We start from the raw sequence: 16,635 nt of genomic DNA on the forward strand, positions 1-16,635 counted from the left end.
GCAGCAATTACCGATAAGAAAGGGTTAGCTTAGCTAACCCTTTTGCTTTTGGTTCAACGATCAATTGGCTTTAGGGAGCGCCCTCAGGGCATTGAGTTTCTGCTGGGCAATCCCAAATACGCACTCTGGGGCATAATGGCCTGCGTGTTTCCCATCATCGCCTCCTAAGGTCGCCGCCGTTTTACCTAGGAGTAGTGCCATCGCTTGGGTAACATGGCTAATCGCCCAAATATGGAATTCTCCACGCTCAACCGCTTCCACAATGTCTTGGCGTAACATGAGGTTGGCGATATTCGACTCGGGAATAATTACCCCTTGGCTCGATGAGCGGCCCTTAATCTTACACACATCGAAAAAGCCTTCGATTTTTTCATTTACGCCGCCGATGGGTTGCGCCTCACCAAACTGATTCATCGATCCGGTAATGGCAATATCCTGCCTTAAGGGCAACTCACTGATGGCGGAGATGATGGCGCAGCATTCGGCCATCGAGGCGCTATCACCATCGACACCGCTGTAGGATTGCTCGAAGGTGAGATAGGTGGTGAGGGGGATTTGCGCGGTTTTACCAAGGACCGAAGCCAAATAAGCCGTCAGGATTAACACTCCTTTAGAGTGAATGCGCCCACCGAGCTTAACCCTATGCTCAATATCCAGCACTTCACCCTTACCGAAGGCGGTGGTTGCGGTAATACGATTCGGGAGACCAAATTGATGATCTGAGGTTGATATCACTGATAACGCATTGATTTGGCCGACAACTTTATCGTGGGTATTGATTAATGTCGTGCCGTTGATAAAGCTCTCCATAATATTGTCGTGCAGGCGTGAGACCCGTTGCTCTTGGTTTTTCAGTGCCTGCTCAACGTGCTGTTTTTCAATACATTGACTTGCGGCGGCCTTAGCGCAGAAGTTTGATTCCCTCAGCAGATTGGCGATGTTTGCCGAATGCAGCGACAGCTTTTGTTGGTCCTGCGCCTCACGGGAACTGTATTCGATGATGCGTGCGATGGCACTGCGGTCACAGTGCAACATATTGTTATCGTGGACTATGCTGGAAATAAATCGTGCATATTGCGCCTCTGAGATATCGGTTCTGTCCATCACATCTTCAAAATCGGCCGTGATCCTAAATAACTCACTAAAATCAGGATCATAATGCTGTAAAAGCTGATAGGTTTCGTGATCCCCAAACAGAATGATCTTCACATCTAAGGGAATAGGTTCCGGCGCCAATGAGATAGTGCCCGACAGTGAGACTTCCCGCTCTAAGGAACTTAAATCTAACTTGCGTGAGCGCAGTGCGCGTTTCAAGCCGTCCCACACATAGGGGCGCTCCAGCACTTTGATGGCATCCATCAACAGCACGCCACCGTTGGCCTTGTGTAAGCTTCCTGGGCGGATGAGTGAGAAGTCGGTAAACACTGTGCCCCTAAAGGTAGCGTTCTCAACATAGCCAAACAGGCTGTGGTAGCTTGGGCTTTCTTCGACCACAATCGGGAATTTTTGCTCCCCTTGGCATACGATGACGTTGACCTGATAGCGGCGTGGCATTTTCTTTTCAAGGGAGGCGTAGGCGAGGGCGAGTTGCTCTTCACTCTCCTCAAGGAAAATATCTAAATTACTTAAGATATCCGACTGCATCCCCGTTAAGAAGGCTCTGACTTCGGGCTGATGTTTGTATTTGTCTTTCAAGGGTTTGAAAAAGTGCACCAGCACATCTTTAGCGACTTGTTCGTCGTGTTCCTGTTGGGTATCGCTAAACTCTTCTTCCCATTCGGTATTTTGTCGAATGATGCCGCGAAGTTTAACTTCGAGCCCATTGATATTGCTTTCAAACTGGGCGCGCTCGGCTTCGGTTAAGGCGCCAAAGGAGACCTCGTCATGGGGCTCTTCGCCATTGAGGGCAACCATTTGATAATCGCCCTGCAGGGTTAAACTGAGGCTAATGTTTTTCTGTTTGGCTTCTTCACTCAGCTCTGTCAGCGCGGCTTCTTGTTTTTGTGCTAGTTGGCTTTTGAGCTTTTCAGCTCGGGCATAATACATTTCGTTATCGAAGGCTAAGGGCAGCGCTTTGACCAGTTTTAGCATGAGTTTTTCGATGGACTTTTTAAACTCTTGCCCCGTTCCTGCGGTCAGCTTGAGCACTTTAGGACTGCGGGTATCGTCAAAGTTAACCACATAGCACCAGTCAAACAGTGACGGTTCAATGGGATCATGGCGATTTAGGTAACGCAGCATCATAGTACGTTTACCTAAGCCGTTTTGGCCAATCGCATAAATGTTATAGCCCTTTTCCTTGATCCCCATGGCGAATTCCACCGCCTGTTGGGCACGTTCTTGACCGACAATATCATCGAGTGGCGTGAGCTGAGCGGTAGACTGACACTCAGGGTTAAGCTGTTTAAGTTCGGATTTACGATAAAGCTGTTGACTCGTTAACGGGATGGCGGGTGTTGCTGTGGGCACGGTAGGCATAGAGATCCTTGTTTTTCATCCTGATTATTTCCATTGTAGACAATAGGATAATGTTGTTGTCAATCAAAAGGCGGTAATTTGTCTTTAAATCAGTGTTGTGGCTGATACATGGTTTTTTGCAGAACGACAAGATGAAAAAGCATTGCTTTTCATTGTGTTAGATTTGCTGGTTTCCTCGGAGCGTTATTTGAAACAAAGTAATCGGCGATTGAGTCAAATATTTATGTATTAGTGAATGACGATGATTGAGTGTCTGCGGTAATATCTACCCAGATGCTGTGCGGGTTAGCGCGTAGAAACGCTTAAAGCGATGAATCTAAGCTGGTGGCTATCAAGGCTGGATTGCGGCGTGTGAAGGTGAGGGCGAGTGATGTCCTCAATAAAATGGAATTGTAGAGGCTACAGTAAGCAAGCTTATGATTGATGTTGCAATTTCACAAAAACAGTTGACGGATTGGGCAAACGACTTGCAGTTGATTGCCGATATAACGCAGTCGCATGCGGTGATTTTACAAGCCAGCGCGGCGGGTGACTATCGCGTACTTGTACAGTCAGCACAATGCAAATTGGCTGATATTGAAGCCCTTATTAGGCATTTTAATCTCCAAGCGCATTTAACCTTACATCAAAATGCCACCCCTAAGGTCAAAGTCGCTTCCTCTGTAGACGCTGCTGATAACCCCTTTAATGAATCACGTACTTTTAGCCACCATCAGGTAAATCTGCCTGAGGATATCCGCAGCGGCAGTGCCTATCAGCACGCCCTTATCCAAGATATCAGCGCGAATCAGCAATGGTGCGACACTGGGCTCGGGAGCTTAATTTACCTGCCGATCCTCTGGACCTCGGGGGCACATTTTGGCGTCTTATGTGTATATCACAGCGATCCTCTACATTTAGGGGATAGGGCGTTGCAACTTGCGTCTCTAACGGTCAATAGCCTGCAACTTAATTTGAGCGAGTGGTTAAAGCAGCAAAAACAGGCGTTGGATATGCAGCGTGGGCAAGTTTATGCGCCCGATGTGATTGACTTACAAACCTTTATCGATAGTTTTGAAGAGCATATTTGGGTCAAAAATTCCCAAGGTGTTTACACCATCTGCAACCACAGTGTGGAGAAAGCCTGGGAGTTGCCCCGCAGTGAAATTGTTGGCAAGACGGATGAAGACCTTTTTGGTAAAGAAATCGCCGAGATTTTTCTCAATGGTGATAGGCTTGCCATTGAAGCGGGGACACCGATTATCGTCGCCGAGTGTTTAGACGGTGAAAAACAGAATAAACACTTATGGTTAGAAACCCTTAAAATTCCAGCAATGACCTCTGAGGGCGCACTTGCCGGTGTCATAGGCATGACCCGCAATATCTCCAAGCATAAAGAGGTTGAAGAGCAGCTCACGCTGGCGACCAATGTGTTTAAACATACCCTCGAAGGTGTGGTGATCACCGACAGGCATGGCAATATCACCGATGTGAATGGTGCCTTCTATGAAATCACTGGCTACTCTCGGGAAGAGTTGCTCGGTCAAAATCCACGATTATTTAACTCGGGTCGCCACGAGAAAGCCTTTTTCGATGCCATGTGGAATCACTTACTCGAGACGGGTAAGTGGAATGGCGAAATTTGGAATCGCCGCAAGGATGGCACTATCTTCCCGCAAAATATCACCATCAGCACCATTTATGATGAGTTAGGTGATGTGCGCTATTTTGTGGCGGTATTTTCCGATATTTCCGCTCAAAAGCAGAGCGAGGCCCAGCTAGCCCATTTAGCTTATTTCGATCCTTTGACCCATCTGCCAAACCGCATGAAGCTGATGATGCAGCTCAAACAGGAACTCAGACATGCAAAAAGGCTCAATGCCCAACTAGCCACAGTGTTTATTGATGTGGATTTGTTTAAACACATTAACGACAGTTTCGGCCACAGTATTGGTGACGAAATGCTGGTGGAGCTGGCTAAGCGGTTACGCAGTCAGCTGCAAGAGCAAGATGTGTTGTCGCGAATTGGCGGCGATGAGTTTGTAGCACTGATCTCGGGAATTCAAAGCCATGAGGATGCCGCCGCGGCCATTAACCAATTACGCCAAGTTTTTGAACAGCCCTTTGTGGTGAGCACTGGGGATCATCTGCGTCTGACAGCCAGTATGGGAGTGTCCATCTATCCCGATGATGGCAGTAATGCCGATACCTTACTGCGTAACGCCGATGCCGCCATGTACCGCGCTAAGAGTGAGGGCCGCAATAACTTTGCCTTTTACACTGAGTCGCTCACTAAGCAATCATTTGAGCATCTAAAACTGCAGAGTGCGCTTTATGGCGCCCTTGAGCAGAACGCTTTGTATTTGATGTATCAGCCTAAATTGGATTTAGTCAGTCGTAAAACCATAGGGGTTGAGGCGTTACTGCGTTGGAATGACCCCATATTAGGGCAAATTTCCCCTGGGGTGTTTATTCCCGTCGCCGAGAAAATCGGGCTGATTTACGATATTGGTTTGTGGGTGCTCGAAACCGCTTGCCTTCAAGGCGTGCGTTGGCTTACCGAGGGGAAACCTTTTGGCCGAATTGCCGTTAACGTTGCCGGACAACAGCTACAACGTAGCTCCTTTGTCGAGGATGTGAAACGCATCCTGACGCAAACAGGATTGCCCGCCACTTGCCTTGAGCTTGAAGTGACTGAAAGCGTGATGATGCACAATCCCGATGTGGCGATTCGCGACTTAAAGCTGCTAGGGGATCTTGGCATTGAGCTTTCGGTCGACGATTTTGGAACCGGTTATTCCTCTCTTAACTATCTGAAAAAACTGCCGATTCATAAGCTTAAAATTGACCAATCCTTTGTGCGGGATATCCCCTTCGACACCAACAATACCGCTATCGCTAAAGCCGTAATTGCCCTAGGGCATGCGCTCAAGTTAGAGATAGTGGCAGAAGGGGTTGAGACTCAAGCACAGGCTGAGTTTTTAACCCAAAACCTGTGCGATCAGGCGCAGGGGTATCTCTTCAGCCGTCCGCTATTACCCGCGGATGTTGAGGCGTTTTTAGCGAAAGCTTAAGCGCGTCTAGTGAAAGCCTAAGCGTGCCTATCGACCATAAGGCTGATTAGGCACGATTAACGCCGTGAGCAACTGACAGATGCAATGCAACTGGTCGCTCTAGCGGCTGTCTGTTAACATGGCGCCATTATTGTTTTTGGTGATCTTCCATGTCTTTTAGCGCGCTTTCCTTACATTCTCAGTTAGTGAATACCTTAGCCGAACTTGGCTATCAGCAGCCCACGCCCATCCAAATTGAAGCCATTCCCGCTATTTTGGCAAAACAGGATGTGATGGCGGGCGCACAAACGGGAACGGGAAAAACCGCAGCCTTTGCTCTCCCAATTTTGCAACAATTACTCATCGATAACGAAAGCCAAGATGCCCCTAAAGATGTTCGAGCCCTAGTGCTAGTGCCGACTCGTGAGTTGGCGGTGCAAGTGCAGCAGAGTTTTGTGAAATATGCCAAAGGCACGGATATTCGTGTTGGGATTGCCTACGGCGGCGTGAGTATCGAGGCTCAGCAAGCCGAATTTAAGGCTGGCATCGATGTGCTTATCGCGACGCCTGGGCGCCTGCTCGATCACCTGCGTCAAGGTGCACTTAACCTTAAGCGTTTGAGTGTGCTGGTATTTGATGAAGCCGACCGTATGCTCGATATGGGATTTATGGATGAAATCAAAGCGGTGCTCAAGCAAGTGCCCGCGCAGCGACAGACACTGCTGTTCTCGGCCACCTTAGACGATTCGATTTTCGGTTTTAGTAAAAATCTGCTCCGTGATCCTAAGCTTATCGAAGTCGCGAAACGCAATACCACGGCCGCACAGGTGGAGCAGCGGGTCTATGCCATCGACAGTGACCGTAAAACCGAGTTTGTCAGCCATTTAGTGCGCAGTAAAAATTGGCAGCAAGTGCTGATCTTTAGCCGCACTAAGCAGGGTGTCGATAAGCTGACCACTCAGCTCAATCAACTCGGGGTGGCAACGCAGGCATTTCACGGTGACTTATCCCAAGGCGCAAGGGAGAAGGTTTTAAAGGATTTTAAACAAGGACTAGTGCAGGTTTTAGTCGCGACCGATGTCGCCGCTCGTGGCCTCGATATTGCTGACTTGCAGTATGTAATTAATTTCGAACTGCCCTTTATTGCCGAAGATTATATCCACCGTATCGGTCGCACTGGGCGTGCGGGTAGCGCTGGTTTAGCGATTACGCTCTTTAGCCAAGAGGATGCACTGCTGCTTGAAGAGGTAGAAGCATTGCTCGATAAACGCCTGCCGCAGCAATGGTATCCCGGCTTTGAACCTGATTTTAATAAAATGGAGCCCGAGCCAAGACGCAATAGTAAAGCGGCTCAAAAACAGCGAGCTAAGAAGCGCGCCCTAGGCGGCAAGAAACGGTAACGCTAGTTTGCTATCGCGTATGGCTAAGCTTGTGGGTTTAAAGCGTTATCAAAAGTCCTGATTTAGATACTTATCCGCCCCAGAGATGGGGCGGATTTTTGTTTTTCAACCGTTGACGATTCTGCGGTTCTCTTGCGTGGCAGTTTACTAATCTTTCACGGCTCTCACGCTGCCGATGGCATTTGGGGTCGCATCTCGCTCATTGTGTGTCTAGTAACTTGCTTGTAAAGGTCTTATTTTTCAGGTTCTTAGCGAAAAATGTTAAGCATTAACTAAAATAGACTTCAGCTTGGTTATTACGTTGCCGCTCTTCATTTTTTTCAGTCGCTTCTTTAATTAGCTCAGTTTTTTGGGCTTCGAGTAGCGCTATCTGCTTGGCCTTTTCTTCCTCGGATAAGCTGTCATTGGCGGCAATTTTCGCCATTTCTTCTTCTAGTTGCTTCAGTTTTTCCCTGTCGACTCCGGTGCGTTTATCGAGGATTGCCTGCATGGCCTCCGCTAATCTGTCTTCGGGTTTTGCGCTCTCTTCTGTATCGGCAATATTTTGCACATTGCTGGTGTAATGTTGTTTGGCATTGGGCGCAAGCTGGCTATAGGTATCACTGGTTTCAGAGCTTCGAGTCACGCCGCCCGATAGGGTGACAGTATCTTGCGGAGCTGTCATTTGAGGTCTCGAACTTTCCGAAGTGCTTGGTACGCCCTGCGTTTGTTGAGTCTGAGCCGATTTTAGCTGGCTTAGTGCAATGGCTGCATAGCTATTGGGATTGATGGCCGTCATTTCCCTATTCTCCCTCGTCGATGTTTACTTCCTGATGCCGCGCCAATCGGGCGAATAAACTAAGCAATATCAGGGCCAAGCCCTAGCGACTTTCGTTGGATTTTTAGCGTCAGGAAATTTTTATAAAAATTTGTACAAAAACTTGATCCTTGTACAAGAATGGTCCGTAATATTATTCAAAGTGATACAAGGAATAGCATTATGTACAAGTTTAATCCGCAGCGAATTCAAATCGGGATCAGTGCCTGCTTATTAGGGGAGAAGGTGCGCTTTGACGGTGGGCATAAAAATTCTTCCTATTGTAATCAAGAGATTGCCCCATTTTTTAATTATGTTCCCTTGTGTCCAGAAATGGCGATTGGCCTAGGTGCACCGCGAAAAAGCATTCGATTAGTGCGCGATGGTGAGCTGATCCGCGTGCAGAGTGGTGATGGCAGCTTAGATGTCACCGACAAACTCAATCGCTTTAGCGAGCAAAAGGTTGAGGAATTAGGCTTTTTAGGCGGTTACTTACTCTGCGCTAAATCGCCGACCTGCGGTATGGAGCGGGTGACCGAGTACAAAATTGGCACCAATAATGGCACTAAATCAGGGATTGGAGTGTTTGCCCGTAAGTTGATGGAGCGTTACCCCTATCTACCGGTTGAAGAAGAAGGTCGTCTGCACGATATGGTGCTGCGGGAGAACTTTTTTACCCGAGTCTATGCCTATCATGACTGGCACAGAATGTGTCATGAAGGCTTAACTAAGCACAAGCTAGTCAAGTTTCACTCCCGCTATAAGTATCTGTTGATGGCCCATAGCCCCAAATGGTACCGCGAGCTTGGGCCGATAGTGGCCAATATTGAAGACTTAGCTCAAACCGCTGAGCGCTATTTTGCGGGCTTTATGACCGCCTTAAAAATCAATGCCACCCGTCGAAACCATACCAGCACCTTACAGCATATTCAGGGCTATTTTAAAAAGCATTTGAATAAGGAACAGAAGTTGGAACTGTCTGAAATGATAATGAAATATCGCCAAGGGCTTCTCCCTTTGCTGGTGCCAATCACCTTGATTAACCACTATTTGCGTCAATTTCCTACCCCCTATATTGAGGATCAAGTGTACTTAAATCCTCACCCTGAGGAATTAAAGCTGCGCTATGCCTATTAATCACAGGTACTAGCCTAGACCTGCGCTTGAGCGATTAGATAATGCATCAAAATTAACAAGTTAAGTGATGATATGAAACGAGATGATTCAAAGGTTGAGGCCGAAAACCTCGAGAGTCGCGAGCTACTTCCAATCGGCGAAGTGTCGCTACTCACAGGGGTAAATGCGGTAACGCTAAGAGCATGGCAGCGCCGCTTTGGGCTGGTCATTCCTGCGCGCACGCCTAAGGGCCATAGGTTATACACACCTGAAAATATTCAACAAATCCATGAGATCAATGCCTGGTTAGCCAAGGGGGTCGCCATCAGTAAGGTCAAACCTTTATTGATGAGTTCGGCACTTGCGACCAATGCCGACAGCACTGCACTGCAAGAAGGGGATTTGTGGCAGGAGCAGATCACAGCTTTAAATAGTGCGCTGTTTGAACTGGATCAACAAAAGCTGCACCAAATCCTTGATGAAGCCCTAGGTTTATATCCCTTTCAATTGGTTAAGCAAAAATTGCTGCAGGCTTGGATGGCACAGTTACCTGCGTTGCTTGAGCCTCGTTTAGATGCCGAGCTGTTGCTTACATGGTTAGAGAGCGAGTTAGCCAGCCGCATTGGAGGGCGCGCCAGTTTTGCCGGGCAGGCCAGTTTGGCGCAAATCGGTCTAGTGTGTTTGCCATCTGTCCAAGGGCAAAAAACGGCCGAGCAGCTTAGCGGTCAGTCGAACATGACTCATTCTAATATAATGAATTCGAGTATCACTAATCGCTTGTATTGCCTGGTTTTACGCTTAGAACTTGCCGAGTTAAGAGTGTCAGTCATTAACCTTGGCGTGCTCGACACCACAAGCCTTGGGCTTATCAACAATCGGCTCAAGGTAGATGCTGTCTTGCTACTGCCTGAGGCGAATCATCCGCCATCGAAAATCTTTGAGCTGCAAAGCTTGCTCGAACAAATGGCTCAGCCCAGTTATCTCATCGGACCCTTTGCACCGACCCTAACGGCCTTATCGGCGTTTATGGCGCCAGACTTGGCTGAATGGGTTAGCCAAGTTTCGGCGGCAAAAGAGCAACATAAGAAACAGCTGCGCAAGCAGAAAAACGCGGCTGAAGCGCAGCAAGGAGAGCAAGCCGATGAGCGATAATCAAACCCCAGCGGCAAAGCACGCGTTGATGTGGTTTCGTCAGGATCTGCGTCTAACGGATAACCAAGCGCTGACGGCCGCCTGTGATTGGGTGCGGCAAGCGCCTGGCGCAAAACTCAGGGCGATTTATATTGCGACTCCGAACCAGTGGCTCAGCCACGATATGGCGCCGATCCAGATTGATTTTATCCAGCGGCATGTGAATTTACTTGCCCAAGGACTGGCAAGCCTAGGGATTGAATTTGAGCTTATTCAGCTCGATAGCTTTAAAGAGGTGCCCGCTTTTTTAGCAAGTTACTGCGAAAAACTTGGGGTTGAGCGGGTATTTGCGGGGCGAGAACCCGAAATCAACGAGCAAAAGCGCGACCAAGCCTGTCTCGATACGGGTATCCCCTTAGTGCTCAGCGACGAGCATTGCCTATTGCCGCCAGGTACTGTGCTTAACTTAAGCGGTGATATGTATAAGGTGTTTACGCCCTTTAGCCGCAAGTGGCGAGAAATTGCCGCCAAACGCGCCATTTTTCCGCTTGCTGTGCCCGCGCCGCTTGGCCCTATGTTACCTGAACCAAAGCCAATCAGTTTTAAAGAGCGTTTTCAATCGACAAGCAAGCTAACCTCGAGCGAGCAATGGGCGGCGGGAGAGGGGCAGGCAAAACGTATTCTTACCGCATTTATTAAGCAGAAAGTCCAAGACTATAAGCAGGATAGGGACTTTCCTGCTCTCGATGGCACCAGTGTTATCTCCCCTTATTTGGCGCTAGGCGTGCTCAGCCCAAGGCAATGTATTGCGGCGCTGCTTGGGCGTTTTCCCGATGTGATTGTCGATGATACTAGCCCTGGGCGAACCTGGTTGAATGAGCTTATCTGGCGGGAGTTTTATCGTCATTTGTTGGTGGCTTTTCCTGATTTATCCAAGGGGCACAACTTTAATCGTCAGGCCGATCATGTGCAGTGGCGTAACAACCAAGCTGAGTTTTTAGCGTGGTGCGAGGGCAAAACCGGTTATCCGATTGTGGATGCGGCGATGCGCCAGCTCAATCAAACCGGCTGGATGCACAATCGGCTGCGCATGGTGGTGGCGAGCTTTTTAACCAAACACTTGCTTATCGATTGGCGCTGGGGTGAACGCTATTTCCGCCAGCACCTTATCGACGGCGATCTGGCGGCCAATAACGGTGGCTGGCAATGGTCGGCGGGCTGTGGCTGTGATGCTCAGCCTTATTTCCGCATTTTTAATCCCATCAGCCAGAGCGAAAAGTTTGATCCAGATGGCAGCTTTATCCGTAAGTACTTACCAGAGCTGGCATCTTGGGGAATCAAGCGTTTGCACCAACCCAATATGCAAAAAACGCCTTCGTTATTTGAGGCGCCAATGCTGGAGTCTGACTCAGCTTATCCCTGTGCGATTGTGGAGCACAATGCGGCAAGGGCGAGGGCGCTGGCGGTACTTGGGGTGCTGAAAAAGGCCTAGGCCATAGGCTCAACCTTACAACTTATCCCTTAGGGAGTTATCTGGATGATAAACCAAGCGAAGATTGAACAGAGCGGTGTGGTTGATGAGTTTATCGCGCTCTATCAAGCATTAAACAAGGACAATCTGCATCTGTTGGCTCAGGTCTATGATGACAATATTTGTTTTATCGATCCTATGCATCAAGTGAATGGTTTAACTGCTTTGACTGAGTATTTTGCCAAACTCTACAAAAACGTTGGCTATATTCACTTTGAAATCAAAGAAGTATTGCAAGATGACTCCCAAGCTTCGCTATTCTGGCAGATGCAATATCGCCATCCTAAGTTAAACAAGGGCGAACTCATCCGGGTCGATGGTATGAGTCAGCTTAAGTTTCATCAGCGGATTTACTTTCATCGGGATTATTTCGACTTAGGGCAAATGTTGTATGAGCATTTGCCCTGCATGGGCGGTCTGATTCGCCTGCTTAAAGACAGGGCGGCAAAGTGATGACCTCTGTGCAGAACCACAAAATCAACACTGTGCTGATCACAGGGGCAAGCTCGGGAATTGGGCTGCAATTAGCCAAGGATTATCTCGCCGCAGGCTGGCATGTGATTGCCTGCGGGCGAGACAAAGCCAAACTCGATGCCCTTGCCGAAACCGTGCTGATTGGGGCGACTTGTATCAGCTTTGATATTAATGAGCGCAGCCAAGTCCAAGAGAATGCTCTCCGTATCAAAGATTTACTGACTCAGTGCGCCTGTCAGCTGGATTTAGTAATCCTCAATGCGGGTGGCTGCGAGTATATCGATGACGCTAAACACTTCGACGACAGATTGTTTGAGCGTGTCGTGCACACCAATCTGATAGCCATGGGCTTCTGCCTCGGTGCGTTTTTACCCTTAATGCCAAGAGGCGCGCGCTTGGCACTGATGAGTTCGAGCGCGACGTATTTAGCCTTTCCCCGCGCGGAGGCCTATGGCGCTTCTAAGGCGGGCGTGCAGTACTTGGCCGCTAGCCTAAGGCTTGACCTTGCTCAACACGGGATATCTGTGAGTGTGATTTGTCCAGGATTTGTGGCAACGCCTCTAACGGCCAAGAATGATTTTGCCATGCCGATGCAAGTTGATGTAAAGGCGGCGTCAACGGCAATTCGCCGTGGGCTCTCGCGCGGCGTAACCGAGATCTATTTCCCTAAACGATTTACTTATTTATTGAAATTGATGTCATTTCTACCAGCCTTGGTTTGGCAAAAAATGATCCAACGGGATAACCAGCCGAAGGCACTTAAGGATGCAGGACGATGAAAAATATTGCCATTGTAGGGACGGGAATTTCAGGGCTGACCTGTGGCTATCTACTCAGCCAATCCCACAAGGTTACTGTGTTTGAGGCCAATGACTATATAGGCGGCCATACCGCGACCGTGGATGTGGAGCATCTTGGTAAACACTATGCGATAGACACTGGTTTTATCGTGTTTAACGACCGAACCTATCCCCGTTTTGAGCGGCTGTTAGCCCGTTTAAATGTCAGTATTTTACCGACCGAAATGAGTTTTAGTGTGCACAACGCCCTGACGGGGCTTGAGTACAATGGCCATAACGTTGCCAGTTTGTTTGCCCAAAAGCGTAACCTCCTGAATCCGCGCTTTTGGGCCTTTTTAAATGAAATTGTGCGGTTTAATAAAAGCTGCAAGGCGATTTATCAGCAGGATAATTACCCCGCTGGCAACTTGGGTGAGTTTCTCGACCGCGAGCAGTTTTCTCCTTTTTTTGCCGAACATTATATTTTGCCGATGGGCGCGGCAATTTGGTCATCAAGCATCGAGGATATGCGCGCCTTTTCGCTGCGCTTCTTTATCCGTTTCTTTGAGCACCATGGCTTATTAAACGTCAGTAACAGACCGCAATGGTATGTGCTCAAGGGCGGCTCACGCAGTTATATTCCGGATTTAATTGCCCCTTTTAAAGACAATCTGCATTTAAACAGCCCAGTGAGTGCCATCGAACGCCATGCTGACGGCGTTAAACTCTATGTGAATGGTGAGTGGCAGGAATTCGATGAGGTGATCCTCGCTTGTCATAGCGACCAAGCGCTTAAGATGTTAACCGATGCCAGCTCGGCTGAAAAAGCGATTCTGGGTGACTTGCAGTATCAAAATAATGAGGTGGTTTTACATACAGATACCAACCTTTTACCTAAGCGTAAGGCGGCGTGGGCCAGCTGGAATTATCGTTTGGATGGCAATCAAAATCGCCCCGCCTCTGTGACTTACAATATGAATATTCTGCAGCGCCTACCAAGCGATGCGCCAACCTTTTGCGTAACGCTTAACCAGACTGAGCTGATTGACGAAGCCAAAATTCTGCGCCGTTTTAACTATGCGCACCCTGTGTTTAATGAGCAGAGTTTGCAGGCGCAGGCGCGCCGGGAAGAAATCTCGGGACAAAACCATACCCATTTTGCGGGTGCCTATTGGCACAATGGTTTCCATGAAGACGGTGTCCGCAGCGCCTTAGATGTGTGCGTTCACTTTGGGGTTACGCTATGAGTAGTGAGCTCAATAGCGGGATTTACTACGGCAGCGTGACCCATAGTCGCTATACGCCAGTAAAACATCACTTTAGCTACCAAATGGCGTTGCTGGCGATTGATTTAGACGAGGTCGATAGCATCAGTGCCATGGGGCGCAGTTTCGCCAGTCAGCGGCGCGCTCTGCTCAGATTTAATCCCAAGGATTACCTTTGCACTTTTACGACAAGGGATAACCAGAGCCGACAGCTTGAGATAAACGAGCCAAGCAGCTATGCCCTTAAGCAGCGGGTGCTTGAGCAAGTTGCTGAGTTAGGCGGTCACCAACCATGCGACAGAGTGTTGTTTGTTGGGCAGATTCGCCACTTTGGCGTGTATTTCAGCCCTGTGAATTTTTACTTTTGTTATCAAGCACAACAGCCTCTATATATGCTTGCCGAAGTGAGTAACACCCCGTGGGACCAACGTCACTGTTATTTAGTGGATTTATCCGTCCCTAAAACTACGGATAAAGTGTTTCACGTTTCGCCTTTTATGAACCTCGATATGCGCTACCAATGGCATGTTGAACCGCCCGCTGAACGTTTAAACATTGGCATCGAGAATCTACCGAACCAGTCGGGTAAGCGTTTGTTCAATGCCAGCCTGTCGATGACTCGCCAAGCTATCAATGCTCAATCCCTTCGCGCCTTGTTGTTTCGCTTTCCATTTATGACGCTGAAAATTTTCGGCGGGATTTATTGGCAGGCGTTAAAGCTGTTCTTTAAGCGCGTACCTTTTGTGCCACATCCAGCCCAAGTGGAGAAATAAAATGGAAAACACTGCATCGCAATCTTCTGTTATTACGGCAAAATTGCCTGACAGTCTGGCCCGTAAGCTACTGCTTAAAGCATTAGAAAATCTCCCCCACGGCTGTTTAACCTTAGTGGAGGGCGACAAGAGCTATCGCTTTGGTGAGCATCACAGTGATTTGCATGCCACCCTGGTGGTGAAGCATCCGAGCTTCTATCGCCAAGCGATGTTTTCGGGCTCCATTGGCGCCGGTGAAAGCTATATCCAAGGTCACTGGACTAGCCCGGATCTCACTAAGGTGGTGCAGCTGTTTGCCCGCAATCTCCCCTTGCTCGATAAGATTGAAGCGAAATTCGGTTGGCTGACTGGATCGGTTAACCGTATGAAACATTTGCTGAATCGCAACTCACAGCAGGGTTCTAAACGTAATATCTTGGCCCATTACGACTTAGGTAATGCCTTGTATGAGCAGTTTTTAGATCGCGAAATGTTGTACTCCAGCGCTCTTTATCCCGATAGCGAAGCGAGTCTGGAACAGGCGCAGCTACATAAATTAAAAACCATTTGTGAGCGGCTCGACCTACAACCTGGGCAGACCTTACTCGAAATCGGTACGGGGTGGGGCGCCTTAGCCATTTACGCAGCTAAACATTATGGCGTGCACGTGACGACCACAACGATTTCGGATGCGCAATATGCTTACGCGAAAGCGCGAGTCGAACGGGAAGGCTTAAGCGATAGCATCACCTTATTGACTGAGGATTACCGTAATCTCGGTGGCACCTACGACAGACTAGTGTCTATCGAGATGATTGAAGCCGTTGGCCATGAGTACCTGCCGGGGTTCTTTAAAAAGCTCGAATCCTTACTCAAACCCCATGGCCGCATGTTATTGCAGGCTATCACCATCGCCGACCAACGTTACGACAGTTATCGCAAGGGTGTTGATTTTATTCAGCGATATATTTTCCCTGGCGGTTGCTTACCTTCTGTGCACCAAATGGTTGGACACTTGGCCAAGCGCACCGATATGCAGGTGTGGTCGATTGATGATATGGGCCTCGATTATGCCAAGACACTGAGGGACTGGCATAACAATTTCGACCGCGCCATTGAGCAAGTGCAAGCCCTTGGCTATGGTGACGATTTTATCCGCATGTGGAAGTTTTACTTAAGTTATTGCGAAGGAGGCTTTTTAGAGCGCACCACGAGCACTGTGCATTTGGTTGCGGTGCGCCCAGACTACCGTTTGCCGAATGCGGTGAGCGGTAACTAAGGTGGTGATGAGATGTCCTCGATGGCGGGAAATATACTCAATATCTCAAAGCATCAGGGTTTTATACTCTATAACGCCTTAAGTTTTCAGTGTGTGTGGTGGACTGGCGTGTTGTTCGGCAATCGCGCGCTGTTACTGAGTATCCCTCTGTTAGTGCTGCATTTTATATTACTGCCGCGAGTGGAAACTGCCGTCGCTATCCCGCGGGACTTAAGCGCAATGCTTAAGATTGGGTTACTCGGTATGGCGGTTGATAGCCTGCTAACGTTGGCTAGTGTATTTGAATTTTCCGCTTTTCCCGCTTGGTTGGCGTGTCTCTGGTTGCATTTTGCGTTGAGTTTGCACCATAGCCTTAAGCTTATCCGCGCCTTTGCGATTCTATTGCAAGCCATTCTAGGGGCAATCTTCGGCAGCCTGAGTTACTTGGCTGGGGCCGCATTTCATGCCGTGAGCCTTCCCTATGGTGAGGGCGTGTCTGCGGTGTTTCTCGCGATTATTTGGGCTGTGTTATTGCCTCTTTTTATCAAACTCTCGCGCAGCCATAGGTCTATGGGATGAACTATCTAGGCGCGTTATATCGTCGTTAATCCTTGTCTTGCTGG

At 48.6% G+C, this 16,635-nt stretch carries 13 protein-coding genes; 11 read left to right on the forward strand and 2 right to left on the reverse strand.

Annotation, left to right across the window (positions count from 1 at the left end):
- Window positions 1-60: 60 nt before the first annotated feature.
- Window positions 61-2,478, reverse strand: a complete 2,418-nt coding sequence (locus SHEWANA3_RS06115) for an ATP-binding protein (protein ID WP_011716254.1) — start codon at window positions 2,476-2,478, stop codon at window positions 61-63.
- Window positions 2,479-2,894: 416 nt separating this feature from the next.
- Here SHEWANA3_RS06115 and SHEWANA3_RS06120 point away from each other — a divergent pair, with 416 nt between their 5' ends.
- Together SHEWANA3_RS06120 and SHEWANA3_RS06125 are read left to right on the forward strand one after the other, a co-directional pair.
- Entirely contained in the window at window positions 2,895-5,531 is a 2,637-nt protein-coding gene (locus SHEWANA3_RS06120) for a bifunctional diguanylate cyclase/phosphodiesterase (protein ID WP_011716255.1), read from the forward strand.
- Between the two features lie 149 nt (window positions 5,532-5,680).
- Window positions 5,681-6,910 (forward strand): DEAD/DEAH box helicase, encoded by a 1,230-nt coding sequence (locus SHEWANA3_RS06125; RefSeq protein WP_011716256.1) that lies wholly within the window; start codon window positions 5,681-5,683, stop codon window positions 6,908-6,910.
- Window positions 6,911-7,178: 268 nt separating this feature from the next.
- Here the strand turns inward: SHEWANA3_RS06125 and SHEWANA3_RS06130 are convergent, their stop codons facing one another.
- Window positions 7,179-7,688 (reverse strand): hypothetical protein, encoded by a 510-nt coding sequence (locus SHEWANA3_RS06130; protein WP_011716257.1) that lies wholly within the window; start codon window positions 7,686-7,688, stop codon window positions 7,179-7,181.
- Between the two features lie 201 nt (window positions 7,689-7,889).
- Here SHEWANA3_RS06130 and SHEWANA3_RS06135 point away from each other — a divergent pair, with 201 nt between their 5' ends.
- From SHEWANA3_RS06135 to SHEWANA3_RS06175, 9 genes are all read left to right on the forward strand, one after another.
- Complete coding sequence (locus tag SHEWANA3_RS06135) at window positions 7,890-8,843, forward strand: DUF523 and DUF1722 domain-containing protein (protein ID WP_011716258.1); 954 nt, start codon at window positions 7,890-7,892, stop codon at window positions 8,841-8,843.
- Between the two features lie 72 nt (window positions 8,844-8,915).
- Entirely contained in the window at window positions 8,916-9,974 is a 1,059-nt protein-coding gene (locus SHEWANA3_RS06140; protein WP_011716259.1) for a MerR family transcriptional regulator, read from the forward strand.
- On the forward strand, window positions 9,964-11,445 hold the full coding sequence (gene phrB, locus SHEWANA3_RS06145) for a deoxyribodipyrimidine photo-lyase (RefSeq protein WP_011716260.1): 1,482 nt from the start codon (window positions 9,964-9,966) through the stop codon (window positions 11,443-11,445). Before SHEWANA3_RS06140 ends, phrB begins: the two co-directional genes overlap by 11 nt.
- Before the next feature lie 45 nt (window positions 11,446-11,490).
- Window positions 11,491-11,937: a nuclear transport factor 2 family protein gene (locus tag SHEWANA3_RS06150; RefSeq protein WP_011625607.1), complete on the forward strand. Its 447-nt coding sequence runs from the start codon at window positions 11,491-11,493 to the stop codon at window positions 11,935-11,937.
- Window positions 11,937-12,737, forward strand: a complete 801-nt coding sequence (locus tag SHEWANA3_RS06155; protein ID WP_011716261.1) for an SDR family NAD(P)-dependent oxidoreductase — start codon at window positions 11,937-11,939, stop codon at window positions 12,735-12,737. The genes SHEWANA3_RS06150 and SHEWANA3_RS06155 overlap by 1 nt, the downstream gene beginning before the upstream one ends.
- Window positions 12,734-13,984, forward strand: a complete 1,251-nt coding sequence (locus tag SHEWANA3_RS06160) for an FAD-dependent oxidoreductase (RefSeq protein WP_011716262.1) — start codon at window positions 12,734-12,736, stop codon at window positions 13,982-13,984. Before SHEWANA3_RS06155 ends, SHEWANA3_RS06160 begins: the two co-directional genes overlap by 4 nt.
- Complete coding sequence (locus SHEWANA3_RS06165) at window positions 13,981-14,775, forward strand: DUF1365 domain-containing protein (protein WP_011716263.1); 795 nt, start codon at window positions 13,981-13,983, stop codon at window positions 14,773-14,775. Before SHEWANA3_RS06160 ends, SHEWANA3_RS06165 begins: the two co-directional genes overlap by 4 nt.
- Before the next feature lies 1 nt (window position 14,776).
- Complete coding sequence (locus tag SHEWANA3_RS06170; protein WP_011716264.1) at window positions 14,777-16,033, forward strand: cyclopropane-fatty-acyl-phospholipid synthase family protein; 1,257 nt, start codon at window positions 14,777-14,779, stop codon at window positions 16,031-16,033.
- Window positions 16,034-16,054: 21 nt separating this feature from the next.
- Window positions 16,055-16,591, forward strand: coding sequence for a DUF2878 domain-containing protein (locus tag SHEWANA3_RS06175; protein ID WP_240520032.1), 537 nt, complete (start codon window positions 16,055-16,057; stop codon window positions 16,589-16,591).
- Window positions 16,592-16,635 lie beyond the last annotated feature (44 nt).

It is taken from the genome of Shewanella sp. ANA-3 (assembly GCF_000203935.1).
Lineage (GTDB): Bacteria > Pseudomonadota > Gammaproteobacteria > Enterobacterales > Shewanellaceae > Shewanella.

Bases quoted from the DNA above. Each gene is read 5' to 3' on its own strand.
- SHEWANA3_RS06115 (WP_011716254.1), bottom strand. From the start codon at position 2,478: ATGCCTACCGTGCCCACAGCAACACCCGCCATCCCGTTAACGAGTCAA.
- SHEWANA3_RS06120 (WP_011716255.1), top strand. From the start codon at position 2,895: ATGATTGATGTTGCAATTTCACAAAAACAGTTGACGGATTGGGCAAAC.
- SHEWANA3_RS06125 (WP_011716256.1), top strand. From the start codon at position 5,681: ATGTCTTTTAGCGCGCTTTCCTTACATTCTCAGTTAGTGAATACCTTA.
- SHEWANA3_RS06130 (WP_011716257.1), bottom strand. From the start codon at position 7,688: ATGACGGCCATCAATCCCAATAGCTATGCAGCCATTGCACTAAGCCAG.
- SHEWANA3_RS06135 (WP_011716258.1), top strand. From the start codon at position 7,890: ATGTACAAGTTTAATCCGCAGCGAATTCAAATCGGGATCAGTGCCTGC.
- SHEWANA3_RS06140 (WP_011716259.1), top strand. From the start codon at position 8,916: ATGAAACGAGATGATTCAAAGGTTGAGGCCGAAAACCTCGAGAGTCGC.
- phrB (WP_011716260.1), top strand. From the start codon at position 9,964: ATGAGCGATAATCAAACCCCAGCGGCAAAGCACGCGTTGATGTGGTTT.
- SHEWANA3_RS06150 (WP_011625607.1), top strand. From the start codon at position 11,491: ATGATAAACCAAGCGAAGATTGAACAGAGCGGTGTGGTTGATGAGTTT.
- SHEWANA3_RS06155 (WP_011716261.1), top strand. From the start codon at position 11,937: ATGACCTCTGTGCAGAACCACAAAATCAACACTGTGCTGATCACAGGG.
- SHEWANA3_RS06160 (WP_011716262.1), top strand. From the start codon at position 12,734: ATGAAAAATATTGCCATTGTAGGGACGGGAATTTCAGGGCTGACCTGT.
- SHEWANA3_RS06165 (WP_011716263.1), top strand. From the start codon at position 13,981: ATGAGTAGTGAGCTCAATAGCGGGATTTACTACGGCAGCGTGACCCAT.
- SHEWANA3_RS06170 (WP_011716264.1), top strand. From the start codon at position 14,777: ATGGAAAACACTGCATCGCAATCTTCTGTTATTACGGCAAAATTGCCT.
- SHEWANA3_RS06175 (WP_240520032.1), top strand. From the start codon at position 16,055: ATGGCGGGAAATATACTCAATATCTCAAAGCATCAGGGTTTTATACTC.